This window comes from Pseudomonas sp. CFBP13528, from assembly GCF_005233615.1.
GTDB classification, from domain to species: domain Bacteria; phylum Pseudomonadota; class Gammaproteobacteria; order Pseudomonadales; family Pseudomonadaceae; genus Aquipseudomonas; species Aquipseudomonas fluorescens_AM.
Window position 1 is genome coordinate 39005 of sequence record NZ_QGAJ01000024.1, and the last position, 17336, is coordinate 56340.

The window sequence follows — 17336 nt, forward strand, 5'->3', positions numbered from 1 at the left end:
AGACGCGTCCTAGAGGCTTCAAACCGTCAATTAAAGTTAACCATTCGGTCATTTTTGCTTGCTAGCGTGTTGCCCCTAATTCAATAAGGGGTAACGGAATGAGAACCTGGGATGAACCCAAGAAGCGCAAGGCGCACATCGAACTGATCCCGATGATCGACGTGATGATGTTCCTCCTGGTGTTTTTCGTACTGGTGAGCCTGAACGTGATTCCGGCCCAGGGCATGAAGACTCAGTTGCCCAGCGCCAGCAGTTCACAGCAGCTCAAACCGCAGAACAAATTCATCCTCACCCTGGGCCTGGAAGGCCAGTTGCAACTGGACGGCAAGGACCTCTCGGTCGACGCGCTGGTACCGGCGCTGAAGGCGGCAGAAAAGCCCGATACCAAGTCGACGATCATCGTCAACAGCGACAAAGGCGTGGAGGTTTCGCGCCTGGTGGAAGTGATGGACACCCTGCGCCTGGGTGGCTTCACCTCCGTGTCCATTGCCACGCGTAAGTCCTGATCATGTACCTGCTGTTTCGTGTACGTCAGTGGCTGGGCAGTGTCCCGGCCTTGGTCGCGCTGGTGCTGATTGCACTGGGTATCCAGTCCCAGACCTTGAAGGTCGAGCCGGTGTACGACGAGTCGGCGGTCGAGCTGGCGTTGGTCGAGCCGGAGCCGCAAGCAGTCCCGCAGCCCGTGGTCGAACAGGAGCCGCCACCGCCACCTCCGTTGATCGAGGAAGAGCAAGCCGAGCCCGCCCCACCGCCACCACCGCCGAAACCGGTGCCAAAACCCGAACCCAAGCCCAAGCCCAGACCTGTGCCCAAGCCTGCGCCCGTGGCCGCCAAGCCCACACCCACACCCACGCCGACGCCGGCAGCCGCAAAACCTGCGCCCGCGCCGGTTGCGCAGGCGGCCCCGACACCCGCCCCGCCCGCGCCGCCGAAGGTCGACAGCCAGGCCCTGGAAGGCGGTTACCTCAAGGGCTTGCGCAACGAGCTGGACACCTACAAGCAGTACCCCACCGGACGCCAGGCCTCCCTCGAACGCCCGAGTGGCGAAGTGGTGGTGTGGCTGCTGGTGGACCGCCAGGGCCGGGTACTGGACTCCGGCCTGCAGACCCAGGCCTCGAGCATGTTGCTCAACCGGGCCGCCACCAACAGTTTGCGTCGCATCAAGCAAGTCAAACCGTTCCCCGAGCAGGCGTTCGGGGGCCGCAATGAGCAGCGCTTCACCGCCACCTTCAACTACAGCGTGCAATAAGCACCCGCCACCAGGACGACAGTGATGAAGTTCACCCGCATTCATCTGGCACTCGTTGCCGCGACCAGCATGACCCAGGCAATGGTCATGGCAGACACCAGCGACAGTGACGTCGGCACCATTGGGGTCCAAGGCAAGGCCAGCGCCGGGGGTGGTTACATGGTGCCCGAAGAAAGCATCAAGGGCCGTTCCACCGTGACCAAGGAGGCGCTGGACAAACAGACGGCGACGGGCAACGCCATCGACAAGCTCAAGTACACGCCGGGCTTGAACATTTCCAGTGAGGACAACACCGGCCTGTCGGGCTTTCGCTTCACCATGCGCGGCATGAACTCCGACCAGGTCGGCATGTCGGTGGACGGCATGCCGATCAACGATTCGGGCAATTATGCGCTGTACTCCAACCTGCTGGGCGACCCGGAAAACATCGACCAGATCTTCGTCACCCAGGGCGCCTCGGAGTCCGACGGCCCGCACATCGGTTCCAGCGGCGGCAACATCGGCATCGTCACCATTCGCCCGACCAAAGAGACCGGCGCCTTCGTCAAACAGATCGTCGGCAGCAACGCCACGCGCAAGACCTTCGCGCGACTCAATACCGGCGAAGTCAACGGCCTGAGCAACTGGCTGTCGGCATCCCATACCGAGGGCGATATGTGGCGTGGTTCGGGTGCGGTGCGCGCGGACAAGGTGGAATGGAACAGCTTCTTCGACGCCGGCAACGGCAACACCGCCAACCTGATCCTCAAGTACCACGAGCAGGACAACAACAGCTACAGCCAGTTGACCAAAGCGCAGTTCCAGCAAAACGGCCGCCATTACGACCCCTACCCGGCAACGCCGACGGTGGGCAGCAACGGCAAGTACAACAGCTACTACGCCCTGGCGCAGAACCCGTTCCAGACCTTCACCGCGGTGCTCAATACCCAGTTCAAACTGGCCGACAACCTGGCCTTGTCGGTGATCCCGTATTACTTCTGGGGCAATGGCAGCGGCGTCGGCTCATCGAGTTATGCGCTCAACCGTGGCTCCAACCAGGGCGGTGTATTCGACCTTGGCAATCTGCCAACCGCTGCCCAGTACAACGCCGACGGCACCCCGAACAGCGGCGTGTACTACCGTCCTTCGCGCACGCAAACCTGGCGTCCGGGGATCACCACCAAACTGACCTGGGACCTGGGCGACCACAGCCTGCAATTGGGTTACTGGTACGAGCGCGCACGCCAGAGCCAGACCCAGCCGTTCATCCCGCTCAAGAGCAATGGCAAGCCGGTCGACACCTGGCCGGATTCGAACAGCGCCATCGTCGACGCCAACGGCAACCAAGTCCAGGGGCGCGACCGCTTCACCGTGACCCCGGCGCAAAAAGTCTGGGCCCAGGACACGTGGTACATCAACTCGGACTGGACCTTCATCGCTGGCCTGGCCTACATGAACGTCGAGCGTGACGGCACCAACCACGGCAGTCTCAACGAACAACCGGAAAAACGTAACCAGACCTACAACAAACTGCTGCCCAACGCCGGCCTCAAATACCAGCTGGACGAGCGCGACCAGTTGTTCTACAGCCTGTCGCGCAACATGCGTGTGCCGCAGAACTACGCGCTCTATGACAAAGGCGCCGGCTCCATCGACCTCGAGCCGGAAACCAGCTGGAACCACGAACTGGGCTGGCGCTACAGCGGCGGCGACATGACCCTGGCCGCAACCTTGTTCTACATGGACTTCAAGAATCGCCAGGTCTCGTCCAAGGACATCAATGGCGATTCCGCCGATATCAACGTCGGCGCCGTCACCAACAAAGGCCTGGAACTGGAGTGGAGCGGCCTGCTGCCCCACCATTTCAACTACTACACCTCCTACACCTACACCAAGGCCGAGCAGCAGGACGACATGACCGTCTACAACGCAGGCCAGGCCATCCTGCTGCCCACCAGCGGCAAGCAGTTCGCCAACGTGCCGAAGAACATGCTGGCGGCCAACATCGGTTACGACGACGGGCGCTTCTACGGCACCTTCGGCGGCAAGTACACCAGCAAGCTCTACGGCGACCTGACCAACGACGAAGGCATCTCCGCGCGCACGGTGTTCAACCTCGGCGCCGGTATCTATCTGCCGGTCGACAAAAAGGTCGTGAAGGACGCCACCCTGCGCCTGAACGTCGACAACCTGTTCGACAAGAAATACCTGGACGGCGTCTACACCACCAAGACCAACGCCGCCAGCTACAGCGGTTTTCGCGATGGCGACCCGGCGTACATCGTCGGCCTGGACCGCACCGTCACGGTTTCGCTGGAAGCGAATTTCTAAGACTGACCCAAGAGGAACGCAAGCATGGATATGAACCTGCTCCACGACATCACCTTCTATGTGATGTATGCCGCGATGGCCATCGCGATTTTCATCGCCATCGAGCGCGGTATCTACTTCGCTTACGTGCGCCGTCAGGCCCGCACCCTGATCGAGGCCCTGGATACTCACGTGCACAGCGAACGCGACCTGCCGGAACACCTGACCCGTCGCGACAGCCTGCCGCTGAACATGATCCTGCCGGTATTGGCCCAGAAGGCATCCCACGGGTCGCGCAAGGACCTCGACGACGAAATCGACACCCAGTACCTCAAGACCCGCGCGCCGCTGGCCCGTAGCCTTTGGATCATCGAGACCATCACCACGGCGGCCCCGCTGCTCGGCCTGCTGGGGACCATCCTGGGCATCATCGACACCTTCAAGGCCCTGGCAACGGCAGGCGTATCGGACCCAGGGCAGATTTCCGGTGGCATCGGCACGGCCTTGTTCGCCACCGGGCTGGGGATCGCCATCGCGCTGTTCTGTGTGGTGTTCCATAACTTCTTCCAGGACAGCCTGGAGCGCATCAACGACCAGCTCAAGATCCTGCTGATCCGCGCCTCCAGCGGGGCCCGCGCCCACGATGAAGTGCCGCTGCGCGTGCCCACGCCACTGCACAGCCGCACGGCCTGACCTGCACGGCGGGCGCGTCATGGCCCGCCTGTTCTTTTTGCGCGATGAGACGCTTATGTCCCTTTCGATGAAGTTGCGTGTCGCAGGCCTCGCCTGCTGGCTCCTCAGTCCGCTGGCCATGGCGGACTTTTCAATTGCAGGGTTTGAACTGGTACACACCGTGCCCGTGGACACCCCATTGGGCACTGCCGATCTGCGCCAGCCGGGCCCGGTGTGGATAGAGCTGTTCGACGGCGCAAAAAACCGCATCGATATCGGCCAGTTCTACGCGGCCGATCATCCCGGCTCGGTGATGGGCACGGTCATCGAACACCTGGAAGCCGCCGGTAAACGCGGGGTAAAGATCCGCTTCCTGCTCGAAGAAAAAGGTATCAAGTTATCGGATGCGGCCACCCTGGAGCGCTTGCGCGCCATTCCCAACCTGACCTTGCGCGTGCTGCCCTTCGGGCAGTTGAGCGGCGGGATCATCCACGCCAAATACATGGTGGTGGACACCAGCCAGGCGTTTATCGGCAGCCAGAATTTCGACTGGCGCTCCCTGGAACATATCCACGAAACCGGGCTGCGTATCAGCGATGCACGCGTGGTCGGGCAGGTCCAGGCGATCTTCGACCAGGACTGGCAGGCCCAACAGGCCCTCAGCGAAAAACAACCGGTGCCACTGCCGACCGCCGATCAGGAGCCTGCGCGTACCGGCAACTATCTGGTGGCCAGCCCGCAACGCTACAACCCGCCGGGCGTGGGGGATTCACAGCGGGAACTGCCGCGCCTGCTGGGCGAAGCGAAGCACGAGGTGCGCGTGCAATTGCTTGACTATGCGCCGCTGTCCTACGGCCCGGATCGGACCCGCCCGTACTACGCGGTAATCGACAATGCGGTGCGCGCCGCCGCTGCGCGTGGTGTGTCGATCAAGCTGATGGTGTCCAATTGGAACACCGATCCGCTGGAACTGCCCTACCTCAAGAGCCTGGCGGTGCTGCCCAACATACAGATCAAGATCGTCACGCTGCCCCAAGCCAAGCAAGGATTCATTCCCTATGCACGGGTGATCCACAGCAAGACGATGGAGATCGACGGGCAAGTGGCGTGGGTCGGCACCAGCAACTGGTTGGGCGGCTACCTGGATAATTCGCGCAATCTGGAGGTGGTGATGCGCAGTGAGGCGATGGCCAGGCGCGTAGGGCAGTTGCATGAGCAATTGTGGGACGGGCCCTACGCTCAGCCCTTGGACATCAATGCCCATTACCCCGCTCCGCATCCTGGCGTGCAGTGACCGAGGTGGGCAACATCAGCATGTCCTCGAAGAACCCACCGACCGGCTCAGTGGGATGGCACAGCTGGATCTCCAGCACCCAGGCCATTTCACTCGGTGGGATTTCCAGCTCGGCCAACTGTTTGCTCTCGAACAACGCATGGGGAAAATCCGCCAGGCGATGCCCCGCCAGATTGCGTGCCAGCCGCCAGCCCTTGGCCAAGGCGCTCTGTTCGGCGAAGTCGTAGAGTTCGCGTCCGGTCAGACCGCGCAGCCAGGCCTGGCGGGTTTCATCGAACACCTGGTGCAGTGCGGTGGTACAGGCCAGGTGCAGGGGCGAGTCGCCGAAGACAAACGTGTCGCCGTAGTCGCCTTCGTAGCCGTCCCACACCGGGCCAAGGTCCACCACCACGATATCGCTGGGGCGCAGCCTGCGTTGGCGGTCGATACCTTCGCGGGGTGGGCGTACCGTGTCGGCGCCGAAACGGATATAGGTGGGATGCCAGGTGTGCGAAGCGCCCATGGCCTGCAGTTGCCCGGCGGCCATTTCCAACGCCTGGCCGGTGGTCATGCCGACTTTCAAGCGGCTGGCGATGGCTGCCAGGGCGCGTATGGATTTCTCTCGCGCCGCCAGCATGCCGTCCAGGGAATAACGCGGGCCGACTTTTTCCCAGATCGGGTCGAACGCCGGCGGTGCCGTTTCAGCGCTTGACCGACCACTGGCGACAAACGCCTCCGCGACGAACCGATGCCCCGGCAAACCCGCCTCCAGGCACTGGGTTCGCACCTGGCTGAGCATGGCGCCGCTCCCGCAGGCATAGACCTGGGCCACCTCCCAGCGATGACCATGACTCAATGCAACTTCCTGCACCCTGCCCTCGGATGAGCGCACGGGATGCCAGCGAAACCGTGGGTGTTCGAGCGCTGCTTGATCCAGGAAGGCGCTGTCGTAGAAGTCCGCCGAGTGCGCGCCGCCCCAATACAACGTCACCTCGCGATTACGTTTGAGCGCGGTCAGCAGGATCGGCTTGATGCCGGCATAGCCGGTGCCCGTGGCGAACAGGACCACGGCGGCGGCGTCATCGTCCTGCCAGGTACAGGCACCAAACGGACCTTCCAGTTGCAGGCGGTCTCCCGGGGCCAGGCCATCCAGAATGCCTTCGGAAAAGTACCCGCCGCTTACCCGACGAATCTGGAAAACCAGGCGTCCACCGTCCTCGGCAGGCAGGTTGGCAATCGAGAAACTGCGCATATCCCCGTGTTCCAGGCGGAACTTGAGGTACTGCCCTGCCCGCACCGCTACAGGTGCGTCCGGCAACAACACCAACTCGATAACATCGGGGCCGATTGCCTGCTTGCTGAGTACGCGCGCGTCAAACACCAGCGCGGGGGTGTCCAGCGACCAACCGGGGATTTCCAGACGCATATCGGTGCAGGCATGACTCTGGCACAGCAACATTTCGTTGGCGGCCAGGGGGTAACAAGGTGCAGGCGCGTCCGGGGCCAGGCGTCTGGCTCGATATTCGCCTTCGGCGACCACCACCTTGCACGAGCCGCATGCACCACGGCGGCAGGAGAACGGCACGGCCAGGTCGCTGGCGAGCATGGCGTCAAGCAACAGCTCGTCGCCGGCCTCAAAGGTTTTGCCCGAAGGGGACAGTTCGATGACATACCGCATAGGCTGAGGACCCGAGAGTGAGTGAAGCCTGATTGTTACGCTAGACTAGGCCCATTAGAACCTCCAGTTTCGGATACTTCAGATGGTCCAGATGCGTAAATGGCGTCCTCTACTCAAGCTCGACGCAGACCCGCCACACGCTTCCTACCGCAAGATAGCCGAGGGCCTGGTGACCGCGATCGTCGAAGGGCGCCTGCCGCCCGGCACGTTGCTGCCAGGGACGCGGCAAATGGCGCAGTTGCTCGACGTCAACCGCAAGACGGTCATCCTCGCCTACGAAGAAGCCTTGACCAAAGGCTGGCTGATCAGCGAGCCGCGTCGCGGCACTTTCGTCAATGCCCAACTGACGCCCAAGCAACTGCCCGGCCATGCCCTGCAGTCCTTCGCGCCGCCCATTCTGGCGCAGCCGGTTGTGCCGTATTTCACCCATAACGCCCAGGTCACTGCGCTGCAGCATCGGCATGACGCGCTGTTTTTCGACAACGGCACCAGCGACCACCGCCTGCTGCCGCAAGCGGTGCTGCATCGTTACTACCGCAACGCCCTGCGCAACAGCTTTGCCTCCAACACCGTACGCTACGGCAGCGAAGGCACCGGCTATCACTTGCGCTGCGCCCTCGCCGAGATGCTGCGCAGCAATCGCGGGCTGGCCGTCAACGCCGACAATATCTGCCTGACCCAGGGCACCCAGATGTCGCTGTACCTGAGTGCCAGCCTGCTGATCAAACCGGGCGACGTGGTACTGGTGGAGCGCTTGAGTTACCCACCGGCGTGGGAAATTTTTCGTCAGTTGGGCGCGCAACTGGTCACGGTGGACATCGACGAAGAAGGTTGCCGTACGGACCAGATCGACCGCTTATGCCAGCAGCATAAAGTGCGCATGATCTACCTCACGCCGCATCATCAGTTCCCGACCACCGTCAGCCTGCACGCCGCGCGGCGACAACAACTGCTGACCCTCGCAGCGCTGTACGACTTCTGCATCATCGAGGAAGACTACGACCACGAATTCCACTTTAACGGTCGCCCCTACCTGCCGCTTGCCAGTGACCGTTCCCAGCGCCATGTGATCTATATCGGCTCGCTCTCCAAAGCGTTGGGCTCGACGTTTCGTTGCAGCTATGTAGTGGCCCCCACTGAGGTGGTCGAAGCCCTGCACCGCAATGCGGCGCTGATGCTGGGGGATGCCGACGCCGTCGCTCAGAAAATGCTGGCGGACCTGATCAATGAGGGTGAACTGAAAAAGCACCTGCGCCGCGTGTCGAAAGAATATCGAGGGCGTCGAGAGACGTTGCAAACCTGCCTGCACGAGTCGCTGGGCGAGCGTATCCAGGTGCGCGAGCCCGAGGGCGGCCTGGCGCTGTGGGTGCGTTTCGAGGATGAAATCGACGTTGAGCGGATGGTAAAAACTGCCCTTGACCACGGACTGGTGGTGCGCAGCGGCCGGCAATTCTCGCCGACGGGCCAGCCGGAGAATGCGCTACGGTTGGGCTTTGCGTCGCTCAATCAGGAAGAAATCCGTCAGGCTACGTTGCGGCTGGCTCAAGCGGTGAATGCTCTTTAGCACGATCAGCGCTGTTATATAAATCACAGACAAAAAAAAGCCACTCGATTGAGTGGCTTTTTATTTGAATTGGAGCGGGAAACGAGACTCGAACTCGCGACCCCGACCTTGGCAAGGTCGTGCTCTACCAACTGAGCTATTCCCGCAAATGGCGTCCCCTAGGGGACTCGAACCCCTGTTACCGCCGTGAAAGGGCGGTGTCCTAGGCCACTAGACGAAGGGGACACGCTACTGAAACACATGGTGTGTATTTCAGTGCCCAGAGGCCTCATCCGAAGATGGGGTCCTGGTTTCACTCAATGCCGCCCGAAGGCCACACTGCTTGTAAATTGGAGCGGGAAACGAGACTCGAACTCGCGACCCCGACCTTGGCAAGGTCGTGCTCTACCAACTGAGCTATTCCCGCATATGGCGTCCCCTAGGGGACTCGAACCCCTGTTACCGCCGTGAAAGGGCGGTGTCCTAGGCCACTAGACGAAGGGGACACACGTACAACATTCACTCCCTACCGCGTTTCGCTGTGTGCTTTACGCTGTAAGTGGCGCGCATTCTATGGATGGATTCAAAGGTCGTCAACCCCCAAGGATAAATTTATTTAAATCAATGACTTCGCCCTGGTTTACCAGCCTGCTCGGGCATTCTGGCTGCCCGAACCCTGGCGCCTATATTCTGGCGCCCGACAAGGCGCTATAGTTGCCACAGGCAGCTGATGGCAATATGCAGTCACGCCGCAGACACTTACCTATATAGAAGAAACTACCTGGGCAACTGGTCGAACAGTCCTATCCGCCGGATAGCTCAGTCACTACACTCCACAGCAAACCCCTTGAAGAGGTCACACCGGTGACACCACTCATGATCACCCTGCTGGTTATAGCCGGGATCGCAATACTGATCGCCATTGGCTACATGAACCATGTGGTGGAAAACAATAAGCTGGAAAAGCAGCGTACCGAGATCGAGCTCAATGATCGGCTGCGTCGCTGTGGTGAAATCACCGAGACTTTTCCCGGCCAATTGATGACCCCGGCGCTCAAGCTGTTGCTGACCCGCCTGGAACTCAACGTCAACCAACGCCTGCTGAACCTCAACAAATCCAGCGCCGCGCTCAAGGCACGGATCGCCGAGCTCAACGCACTGATCGCTCAGGGCGAATCGATTCCGGTGGCCAACCCGCCCGCGCCGATCCAGACCGAAGCCAAGGCCAAGGATGTGCGCTTTTTGCTCGAAGCGCTGCATGGCCAAGTCACCCGCGCGGCCCAGGACGGCTTCCTGCCGGCCAACGAAGCGAAGCACTGGATCAAGGAAATCCGCCATATCCTGGTGCTGCTGCACATCGAATTTTTCAACAACCTCGGCCAGCATGCCCTGCAGCAAGGTCAACCGGGCCAGGCGCGCCTGGCGTTCGAGCGCGGCGTGCAGTACCTGCGCAAACAGCCGGAACCGGTGCTGTACAGCGCACAGCTGAAAACGCTGGAGTCGCAATTGGCGCGCGCCAACTCCACGGTGTTGACCAACAGCCAGCCAGCCGAAGACGAAGTCAACGAACTGACCGAAGGCCTGAAAGTCGTCGACGCCGATGCCGAGTGGAAAAAGAAAGCCATCTACGATTGATAGCCTTCTGGCTATGTGGCGACGTTCCGTCGCCACGTGCCATCAAAATGCACCTATCCCCCCGCCCCCGACTAGCGTAAAAAAGTGCCCCTCACTCCGTGAAGTTAGAGGCCCGCTATGCCTGTCGCCGTGATTGATGGACAACCGCTGCACTATATCGACCAGGGCACCGGCCCGGTCGTCTTGTTAGGTTCGAGCTACCTGTGGGACCGCGACATGTGGGCACCGCAGATCGAAGCGCTGTCGCAGCAATACCGTGTGATCGTCCCTGAACTGTGGGGCCATGGCGAGTCGGGCACACTGCCCGCAACCACCCGCTCCCTTGACGACCTGGCACGTCAGCACCTGGCGCTGCTGGTCCACTTGGACATCCCGCAGATCAACCTGGTGGGCCTGTCGGTCGGCGGCATGTGGGGCGCCCGCCTCGCCTTGCTGGCACCTGAGCGCATCAACAGCCTCGTGCTGATGGACACCTACCTCGGCGCCGAGCCGCACGCTACGCGCGAGTACTACTTCTCGCTGTTCAAGATGATTGAAGACGCCGGCGCCATTCCTGAACCGTTGCTGGACGTGATCGCGCCGATCTTCTTCCGCCCGCAAATCGACCGCGAATCAGCGCTGTATCAGGACTTTCGCCAATCGCTGCAGGACTTTTCCCGGGAACGCCTGCTGGACAGCGTGGTGCCCCTGGGCCGCTTGATCTTCAGCCGCGAAGACATCCTCGATCAGCTTCCTCGCCTGGATTGCGATACAACCCTGGTCATGTGCGGCGAACAGGACAAGCCTCGCCCACCCGCAGAAGCCGAGGAAATGGCCGAACTGATCGGCTGCGCCCTGACCTTGATCCCCGACGCCGGGCACATCTCCAGCCGGGAGAATCCGGAGTTCGTCAATGAAGCGCTGCTGACATTCCTCGCCAACAACGCCTGACCCCCTCCCCCTCTGATCGCAGCGACCGGCTGCGATCAGAGGCGGAAGTGCCCCACCATGCCCCTGAGCTCCGCGCCCAACTGCGCCAGCTGGATGCTCGACGCGGCGTTGCCTTGCATGCTCAACGCCGACTGATCGGCACTCGCCCGGATGCTGGTGACGCTGCGGTTGATCTCTTCGGCCACCGAGCTTTGCTCTTCGGCTGCTGCGGCAATCTGCTGGTTCATCTGCTGGATCAATGACACCGCCGCGGCAATGCTGCCCAAGGCGCTTTCGGTTTCCAACGCATCACTGACCGCCAGTTTAACCAGCTCGCCACTGTGCTGAATCTGCTGCACCGACGACTGCGCCGCACTGCGCAAGGTGCTGACCAGACGTTCGATTTCCTCGGTCGATTGCTGGGTGCGCTTGGCCAGGGCCCGCACCTCGTCGGCGACCACCGCAAAGCCGCGTCCTTGCTCGCCTGCGCGGGCCGCTTCAATCGCGGCGTTCAGGGCAAGCAGGTTGGTTTGCTCAGCGACGCTCTTGATCACATTCAACACCGCGCCGATGTTCTGGATCTCCGCGCTAAGGCTCTCGATACTGGCACTGGCACTGTTGCTGGAGGTGGCCAGCAATTCGATGCGCTGCAAGCTCGTGCGCACCACCTGCTGGCCACTGTCGACCTTGTCATCCGCCGTCTGCGCCGCTTGCGCGGCCTCTTCGGCGTTACGTGCCACGTCGTGCACCGTGGCGGTCATCTGGTTCATTGCCGTAGCCACCTGCTCGGTCTCCTCCTTCTGGCTGCTGACCTCGATGTTGGTATGCTCGGTCACGCTGGACAACGAATGCGCCGAACTGGCCAGTTGCTCGATACCCGCCTGCAACCCGCTGACCATATGGCTCAGGCCGTTGCCCATCTGCTGCATCGCCTGCATCAACTGGCCGATTTCATCGCGGCGGCTGACCTCCATGCGCCCAGTCAGGTCACCGGAGGCAATCTGCTGCGCCACGGCGATTACCCTGCGCAGCGGCGCCACGATCAAGCGGGTAATCCCCCATGCCGCCATCAGCCCCACCAGCAACGCCAGGGCAGATGAACCGATGATGAGCCGCGCGCTGTTGGCCAGTTGCGCCTGCATCGACTGGTCTTCGGTGTCATAGGCCTGGTTGACCCGGCTGACCACCTGATCGGCGCGATCATGCAACTGTTGGTAAACCACTTTTTCCTGTGCCAGCAGGCCGGTGTATTCGCCAAGCTTTTCGCTGAACGACGCGATATGCCCGGACACTTCATTCAGCACGGTCTGGTAACCGGGGTCCTTGACCGAGGTTTTCAGTTGCTCGGCCTGAGCCAGCGCCTGGTCGGCCTGTTCGATCCTGCCCTGCCCGGCCTCGTCCGCATCGGCCTTGCGGCTCTGATCCAGGCGCAGCCGCGCTTCGTTCATCGCCTGCAGCATCAACCGCGCCACCTGGCTCACCTGCCCCGCCTGCTCGATAAACTCGGCACCTTCCTTGCCCTGGCTTTCCTTCAGGGCATAGGCGCCGTCGTCCGCCAGGCCGGCCTGCAACACATCGAGATTATTGGCCACGCTGGACACCGACCAACTGGCCATTTCCAGGGCCAGGTCCTTGGCCTGGGTCAGTTCGACAAACTCGTCGAACGCCTTGCGGTAGGCGGCCAGGGCTTGCTCCACCTCGGTCATGACCGGCACGTTGGCGGCGGACTGGGCCTTGAGGCTGGCCGCCAGCGCAGTCAGTGCGTCGACACGCTCATGCAGGGCATCCACCGATTTGGGATCGGCGTGCAAGGCATAATCCTGTTCGATCAGGCGCACCTTGAGCAGGTCACTGTTGAGCGAAGACATACGCTTGAGGCCTTCGAAGCGTTGACCAACGGTTTGCAGGGACCCTACGCCAATGGCCGCGACCAGTGCCGTCAGCAGCAGCACCAGGGTGAACCCCAAGCCCAGTTTTTTCGCCATACCGAGGTTGGCAAAACGTCGTTGCGCGCCCGAAATCATTGCACTTGAGTCCTCTCGCAATGGCAGATGCCATACACCCGCGTTACCAGCAGCGAGATTGGCAACCACGGGGCACTGAGCACAAGTCATCGGCGCCACAATAATGGCAAAAAGCTACACGCCCGTCGTTTTCAGAATGGTCGAGGTCGATCTGGCAGGCCCCAGGGCACGGAACAGCGCCAATGCGCGCTGATCCGCCGCATAGGCCACGTTGATGCGCAGCCACTCGCTGCATTCACCCTTGGGGTTGAACAGCATTCCCGGCGCCAGCAACACTCCCAGCCTGCGGGCACACGCCTGCACACGCGAAGGGTTCTGCGCGCCAGGTCGCGCCCACAGGAACATGCCGCCGGCGGGGACCGCAAACACTTGCCATTCTTCATCCTCCAGCACCTGCAGGGTGGCGGCCATTTGCGTATTCAGACGCTTGCGCAGGCGCTGTACCCACTTGCGGTAGGTACCGTTGGCCAGCAAGGTCGCCACCATGGCTTCGGCAAAACGCGAAGTGCCAATGCCCGTCAGGGTCTTGAGATGCGTCAGTTGCGCGATGATCGCCGCACCGGCGCTCAGGTAGCCCACGCGCAAGGCACTGCTCAGCGTCTTGGAAAAACTGGAGACATAGATGACGCGGTCTTCATGGGGCAACGCCGACAGCCGCGTGCAACTGGCATGTTGCAGGTCGCCGTAGACGTCTTCCTCGATGATCAGGAAATCCCGGCTGCTGGCCAGCGCCAGCAAACGCTCGGCCACCGCGCGGCACAGGCTGGTGCCGGTAGGGTTGTGATAGAGGCTGTTGATGAACAGGCACTTGGGGCGATGGCATTGCAGGTGTGCCTCCAGCACCTCGATGTCCGGGCCGCTGCGCGTGCGCGGCACTTCGAGCAAGGTGACGCCGTGAAAGGCCAATTGCCGATAGAGGTTGCCATACCCCGGCGTCTCGACCACCACCGTATCGCCCGCCTTGAGCAGGGTGCGGATCAGCAGGTCCAGGGCATGGCTGGCGCCGTGAGTCGTCAGGATGCACTCCAGGCTGCTGGGCACATGGATCTGGGTCAGGCGCTTGAGCAATTGTTCACGCAGGGCCGGCAATCCCAGGGGCGTACTGTAGTTGAACAGGCCTGCGGTGTCGGTGCGGCTGACTTCGCGGATTGCGTAGTTGATGTCATCGCTCTCGCGCCAGGCGTCCGGTAGCCAGCCACAGCCGAGTTTAAGCTCGCCCAAAGGGCCGTCGGTAAAGCTGCCCCACCCCAGTTCGGCGCCTTCGTGCCACGGGTTCTCCTGAACGGCCACGGGTTGTGCCACCACGAACCCGGCGCCGTTTTTCGAGGCTAACAGGCCCTGGGCCACCATCCGCTCGAAGGCCTCGATCACGCTGGACTGGCTCAGCAGGTTGTCGAGGGCCAATTGCCGGACGGACGGTAAGCGTGTGCCGGGGCTCACCCCATTGTTGCGAATCCATCCCGCGACTGCGCTGATGATTTGCTGCACCACCGGTACTGGGGCTTGTCGATCAATCCCTAAATCCATGAGCCACTCACTTCAACTGTTTGTTATTCAACCCAAACAGTTAAGCACAGAAGCTCAAAAAAACCCGGTCTTGATATTTATTAAATCATTGATTTTATTGGATTTTTTACCTAATGAAACACATTCAATCACGGCTTTTTGCCAGCTATGGAAACGCCCCACGGCACCCTATTCCTTTTCGATCAGGTTGCAGTGTGAAGTCTTAAATCGCCGTGGCACCGCCGTCCACCGCCAGGGCCTGGCCGGTGGTGAAGGCGGCGCCATCACTGCACAGATACAGCACAGCGCTGGCGATTTCCTCGACCTTGCCAATGCGCCCGACCGGGTGCATCGCCGCCGCAAATTCGGCCTTGCGCGGGTCAGCTTCGTAGGCGCGTCGGAACATGTCGGTATCGATCACCGCCGGGCAAACGGCGTTGACGCGGATTTTCTTTTTCGCGTACTCAATGGCTGCCGACTTCGTCAGGCCGACCACCGCATGCTTGGACGCCGCATAGATGCTCATTTTCGGCGCCGCGCCCAAACCCGCTACCGACGCCGTGTTGACGATGGCTCCCCCACCCTGCGCCAATAACAGCGGCAGTTGATGCTTCATGCACAACCACACACCTTTGACGTTGACCCCCATGATGGCATCGAACTCATCCAGCGTACCGTCGGCCAACTTGCCCTTCTCGATCTCGATCCCGGCATTGTTGAAGGCATAGTCCAGGCGGCCGTAGGCGGCCAGGGTCTGCGCCATCAATTGCTGCACATCCGCCTCCAGGGTGACGTTGCAGCGCACAAACAACGCTTGGCCACCGGCTTGCTGAATCAGCGCCACAGTGTCCTCGCCGCCCGCCACATCGAGGTCGGCCACCACCACTTTCAAGCCTTCGGCGGCAAACGCCAACGCACTGGCGCGACCAATACCAGCGGCGCCGCCGGTCACCAGGGCGACCTGGCCGGAAAATGTCATGCTCATGGGAAATGTCCTGTGGGATTAATAGCCGTCGGGCGAGTCTAGCCAACGATGGGAGCGCTGCGTCAGCACTATCAGAAGGCCGGTTGGTGCTGCATGAGTCCTGGTGATAAGGCCATAAGGGCGAGTATCAACCCTGTCTATCGGCAAGCATTCGCGTGGCTCGGATAACCTTGCTCGCGGGCCATTCCTTGTCTATCACTGATACTTCATTTCTAAAGAGTTGCCGCCATGACTGCCCAGACCAACCGCCAGTTCCTGCTTGCCAAACGCCCGGTCGGCGCGGCCACGCGGGACACCTTCACCTATCAGGAAGTCCCGGTCGGCACACCGCAGGACGGGCAGGTACTCGTGCGCAACGAGTACCTGTCCCTCGACCCCGCCATGCGCGGCTGGATGAATGAGGGCAAGTCCTACATTGCGCCCGTCAGCCTTGGCGACGTCATGCGTGCCTTGGGCGTGGGCAAGGTGATTGCCTCCAACCATCCGGACTTTGCGGTCGGCGACTACGTCAACGGCGCCTTGGGCGTGCAGGATTACTTCCTCGGCGAGCCACGCGGCTTCTATAAGGTCGATCCGACACTCGCGCCACTGCCACGCTACCTGTCCGCGCTGGGCATGACCGGCATGACCGCCTACTTCGCGCTGCTGGACACCGGCGCACCCAAGCCGGGTGAGACCGTGGTGATTTCCGGCGCCGCCGGCGCGGTCGGCAGCATTGCCGGACAGATCGCCAAACTCAAGGGCTGCCGCGTGGTGGGCATCGCCGGGGGCGCCGACAAGTGCCAGTTCCTGGTGGACGAATTGGGCTTCGATGCGGCCATCGACTACAAACACGAAGACGTGCCCGCCGCCCTCAAGCGCGAGTGCCCCAAAGGCGTGGATGTGTATTTCGATAACGTTGGCGGCGAGATTCTCGACGCGGTGCTCAGTCGCCTGGCGCTGAAGGCGCGGGTGGTGATTTGCGGCGCCATCAGCCAGTACAACAACAAGGAAGCCGTGAAAGGCCCGGCCAACTATTTGTCGTTGCTGGTCAACCGCGCACGGATGGAAGGCTTTGTGGTGATGGATCACGCGGCGAACTTCGCCGCTGCCGGGCAGGAAATGGCCGGCTGGATGACCCAGGGCAAGCTCAAGAGCAAGGAGGATATCGTCGAGGGGTTGGAGACGTTCCCGGAAACGCTGATGAAGCTGTTCAACGGCGAGAACTTTGGCAAATTGGTGCTGAAGGTCAGCTGACACACCCCATTTACAACTGTGGGAGGGGCTTGTCCTAATGCCAATCAGTCAAGGCTTTTTGTAGGAGCGAGGGGGGCGCCTAGCTCTTGCTCGCGAAAAACTCACAGGCACCGCGTCCATCCAGAAAGCACGCGTTATCGTTGACGTTTTTCGCGAGCAAGCTCGCTCCTACAGAGGGCAGCGTACGCTTAACTGACTGGCATTAAGCTTGCCCCCCACACCACTCCACGATGCGAAGCGAGCCGCTCTTGATCTTGATCTTGATCTGCTTTTGATCTTAGGCGCCCCGTTAAACCACGCTGGCCGAACGCAGGCTTGAATCCGTGGGCAACCCGGC

The 17336-nt window shown here is 61.5% G+C and carries 13 protein-coding genes and 4 tRNA genes; 9 read left to right on the top strand and 8 right to left on the bottom strand.

Features of this window, described 5'->3' with window-relative positions; translation table 11 throughout:
* The first annotated feature begins 98 nt into the window (after positions 1-98).
* From PspCFBP13528_RS26165 to PspCFBP13528_RS26185, 5 genes are read left to right on the top strand one after another with little or no spacing between them, the layout of a single operon-like run.
* Positions 99-506, top strand: coding sequence for a biopolymer transporter ExbD (locus PspCFBP13528_RS26165; RefSeq protein WP_137201821.1), 408 nt, complete (start codon positions 99-101; stop codon positions 504-506).
* Between the two features lie 2 nt (positions 507-508).
* Positions 509-1249 carry an energy transducer TonB gene (locus tag PspCFBP13528_RS26170; protein ID WP_137201822.1) on the top strand — a complete coding sequence of 247 codons (741 nt, stop codon included), beginning with the start codon at positions 509-511 and terminating at the stop codon, positions 1247-1249.
* Positions 1250-1273: 24 nt separating this feature from the next.
* Positions 1274-3559, top strand: coding sequence for a TonB-dependent receptor (locus tag PspCFBP13528_RS26175; protein WP_137201823.1), 2286 nt, complete (start codon positions 1274-1276; stop codon positions 3557-3559).
* A gap of 24 nt (positions 3560-3583) precedes the next feature.
* On the top strand, positions 3584-4231 hold the full coding sequence (locus PspCFBP13528_RS26180; protein ID WP_065949098.1) for a MotA/TolQ/ExbB proton channel family protein: 648 nt from the start codon (positions 3584-3586) through the stop codon (positions 4229-4231).
* A 55-nt stretch (positions 4232-4286) separates the two neighbouring features.
* Entirely contained in the window at positions 4287-5504 is a 1218-nt protein-coding gene (locus tag PspCFBP13528_RS26185; protein ID WP_137201824.1) for a phospholipase D-like domain-containing protein, read from the top strand.
* Here the strand turns inward: PspCFBP13528_RS26185 and PspCFBP13528_RS26190 are convergent.
* Entirely contained in the window at positions 5464-7161 is a 1698-nt protein-coding gene (locus tag PspCFBP13528_RS26190) for a M24 family metallopeptidase (protein ID WP_137201825.1), read from the bottom strand. The genes PspCFBP13528_RS26185 and PspCFBP13528_RS26190 overlap by 41 nt on opposite strands.
* An 82-nt stretch (positions 7162-7243) precedes the next feature.
* Here PspCFBP13528_RS26190 and PspCFBP13528_RS26195 point away from each other — a divergent pair, with 82 nt between their 5' ends.
* Complete coding sequence (locus tag PspCFBP13528_RS26195; protein ID WP_137201826.1) at positions 7244-8725, top strand: PLP-dependent aminotransferase family protein; 1482 nt, start codon at positions 7244-7246, stop codon at positions 8723-8725.
* A gap of 70 nt (positions 8726-8795) precedes the next feature.
* Here PspCFBP13528_RS26195 and PspCFBP13528_RS26200 read toward each other — a convergent pair.
* The 4 genes from PspCFBP13528_RS26200 to PspCFBP13528_RS26215 form a co-directional block, all read right to left on the bottom strand.
* Positions 8796-8871, bottom strand: a tRNA-Gly gene (locus PspCFBP13528_RS26200).
* Between the two features lie 3 nt (positions 8872-8874).
* Positions 8875-8950 (bottom strand) — tRNA-Glu (locus PspCFBP13528_RS26205).
* A 105-nt stretch (positions 8951-9055) separates the two neighbouring features.
* Positions 9056-9131: transfer RNA gene (locus PspCFBP13528_RS26210), tRNA-Gly, on the bottom strand.
* Between the two features lie 3 nt (positions 9132-9134).
* A tRNA-Glu gene (locus PspCFBP13528_RS26215) sits at positions 9135-9210 on the bottom strand.
* Between the two features lie 370 nt (positions 9211-9580).
* Between PspCFBP13528_RS26215 and PspCFBP13528_RS26220 the strand changes: the two genes are divergently transcribed.
* On the top strand, positions 9581-10339 hold the full coding sequence (locus PspCFBP13528_RS26220) for a hypothetical protein (protein WP_065949101.1): 759 nt from the start codon (positions 9581-9583) through the stop codon (positions 10337-10339).
* Positions 10340-10456: 117 nt separating this feature from the next.
* Entirely contained in the window at positions 10457-11269 is an 813-nt protein-coding gene (locus PspCFBP13528_RS26225; protein WP_101221133.1) for an alpha/beta hydrolase, read from the top strand.
* A gap of 35 nt (positions 11270-11304) precedes the next feature.
* Here PspCFBP13528_RS26225 and PspCFBP13528_RS26230 read toward each other — a convergent pair whose 3' ends face one another.
* The 3 genes from PspCFBP13528_RS26230 to PspCFBP13528_RS26240 all read right to left on the bottom strand — a co-directional run bounded on the left by PspCFBP13528_RS26230 (position 11305) and on the right by PspCFBP13528_RS26240 (position 15763).
* Complete coding sequence (locus tag PspCFBP13528_RS26230; RefSeq protein ID WP_137201827.1) at positions 11305-13272, bottom strand: methyl-accepting chemotaxis protein; 1968 nt, start codon at positions 13270-13272, stop codon at positions 11305-11307.
* Positions 13273-13386: 114 nt separating this feature from the next.
* Positions 13387-14799: a PLP-dependent aminotransferase family protein gene (locus tag PspCFBP13528_RS26235; protein ID WP_101221135.1), complete on the bottom strand. Its 1413-nt coding sequence runs from the start codon at positions 14797-14799 to the stop codon at positions 13387-13389.
* 202 nt (positions 14800-15001) lie between these two features.
* The gene (locus tag PspCFBP13528_RS26240; protein WP_137201828.1) at positions 15002-15763 is read right to left on the bottom strand and encodes an SDR family oxidoreductase; all 762 of its coding nucleotides are present in this window, start codon (positions 15761-15763) and stop codon (positions 15002-15004) included.
* A 228-nt stretch (positions 15764-15991) separates the two neighbouring features.
* Here PspCFBP13528_RS26240 and PspCFBP13528_RS26245 point away from each other — a divergent pair, with 228 nt between their 5' ends.
* Positions 15992-16999, top strand: a complete 1008-nt coding sequence (locus tag PspCFBP13528_RS26245) for an NADP-dependent oxidoreductase (RefSeq protein ID WP_137201829.1) — start codon at positions 15992-15994, stop codon at positions 16997-16999.
* Positions 17000-17336: the final 337 nt, after the last annotated feature.

Coding starts and splice junctions, on each gene's coding strand:
- PspCFBP13528_RS26175 (WP_137201823.1), top strand. CDS start 1,274: ATGAAGTTCACCCGCATTCATCTGGCACTCGTTGCCGCGACCAGCATG.
- PspCFBP13528_RS26190 (WP_137201825.1), bottom strand. CDS start 7,161: ATGCGGTATGTCATCGAACTGTCCCCTTCGGGCAAAACCTTTGAGGCC.
- PspCFBP13528_RS26195 (WP_137201826.1), top strand. CDS start 7,244: ATGGTCCAGATGCGTAAATGGCGTCCTCTACTCAAGCTCGACGCAGAC.
- PspCFBP13528_RS26240 (WP_137201828.1), bottom strand. CDS start 15,763: ATGAGCATGACATTTTCCGGCCAGGTCGCCCTGGTGACCGGCGGCGCC.
- PspCFBP13528_RS26225 (WP_101221133.1), top strand. CDS start 10,457: ATGCCTGTCGCCGTGATTGATGGACAACCGCTGCACTATATCGACCAG.
- PspCFBP13528_RS26185 (WP_137201824.1), top strand. CDS start 4,287: ATGTCCCTTTCGATGAAGTTGCGTGTCGCAGGCCTCGCCTGCTGGCTC.
- PspCFBP13528_RS26165 (WP_137201821.1), top strand. CDS start 99: ATGAGAACCTGGGATGAACCCAAGAAGCGCAAGGCGCACATCGAACTG.
- PspCFBP13528_RS26170 (WP_137201822.1), top strand. CDS start 509: ATGTACCTGCTGTTTCGTGTACGTCAGTGGCTGGGCAGTGTCCCGGCC.
- PspCFBP13528_RS26180 (WP_065949098.1), top strand. CDS start 3,584: ATGGATATGAACCTGCTCCACGACATCACCTTCTATGTGATGTATGCC.
- PspCFBP13528_RS26230 (WP_137201827.1), bottom strand. CDS start 13,272: ATGATTTCGGGCGCGCAACGACGTTTTGCCAACCTCGGTATGGCGAAA.
- PspCFBP13528_RS26245 (WP_137201829.1), top strand. CDS start 15,992: ATGACTGCCCAGACCAACCGCCAGTTCCTGCTTGCCAAACGCCCGGTC.
- PspCFBP13528_RS26235 (WP_101221135.1), bottom strand. CDS start 14,799: ATGGATTTAGGGATTGATCGACAAGCCCCAGTACCGGTGGTGCAGCAA.
- PspCFBP13528_RS26220 (WP_065949101.1), top strand. CDS start 9,581: ATGATCACCCTGCTGGTTATAGCCGGGATCGCAATACTGATCGCCATT.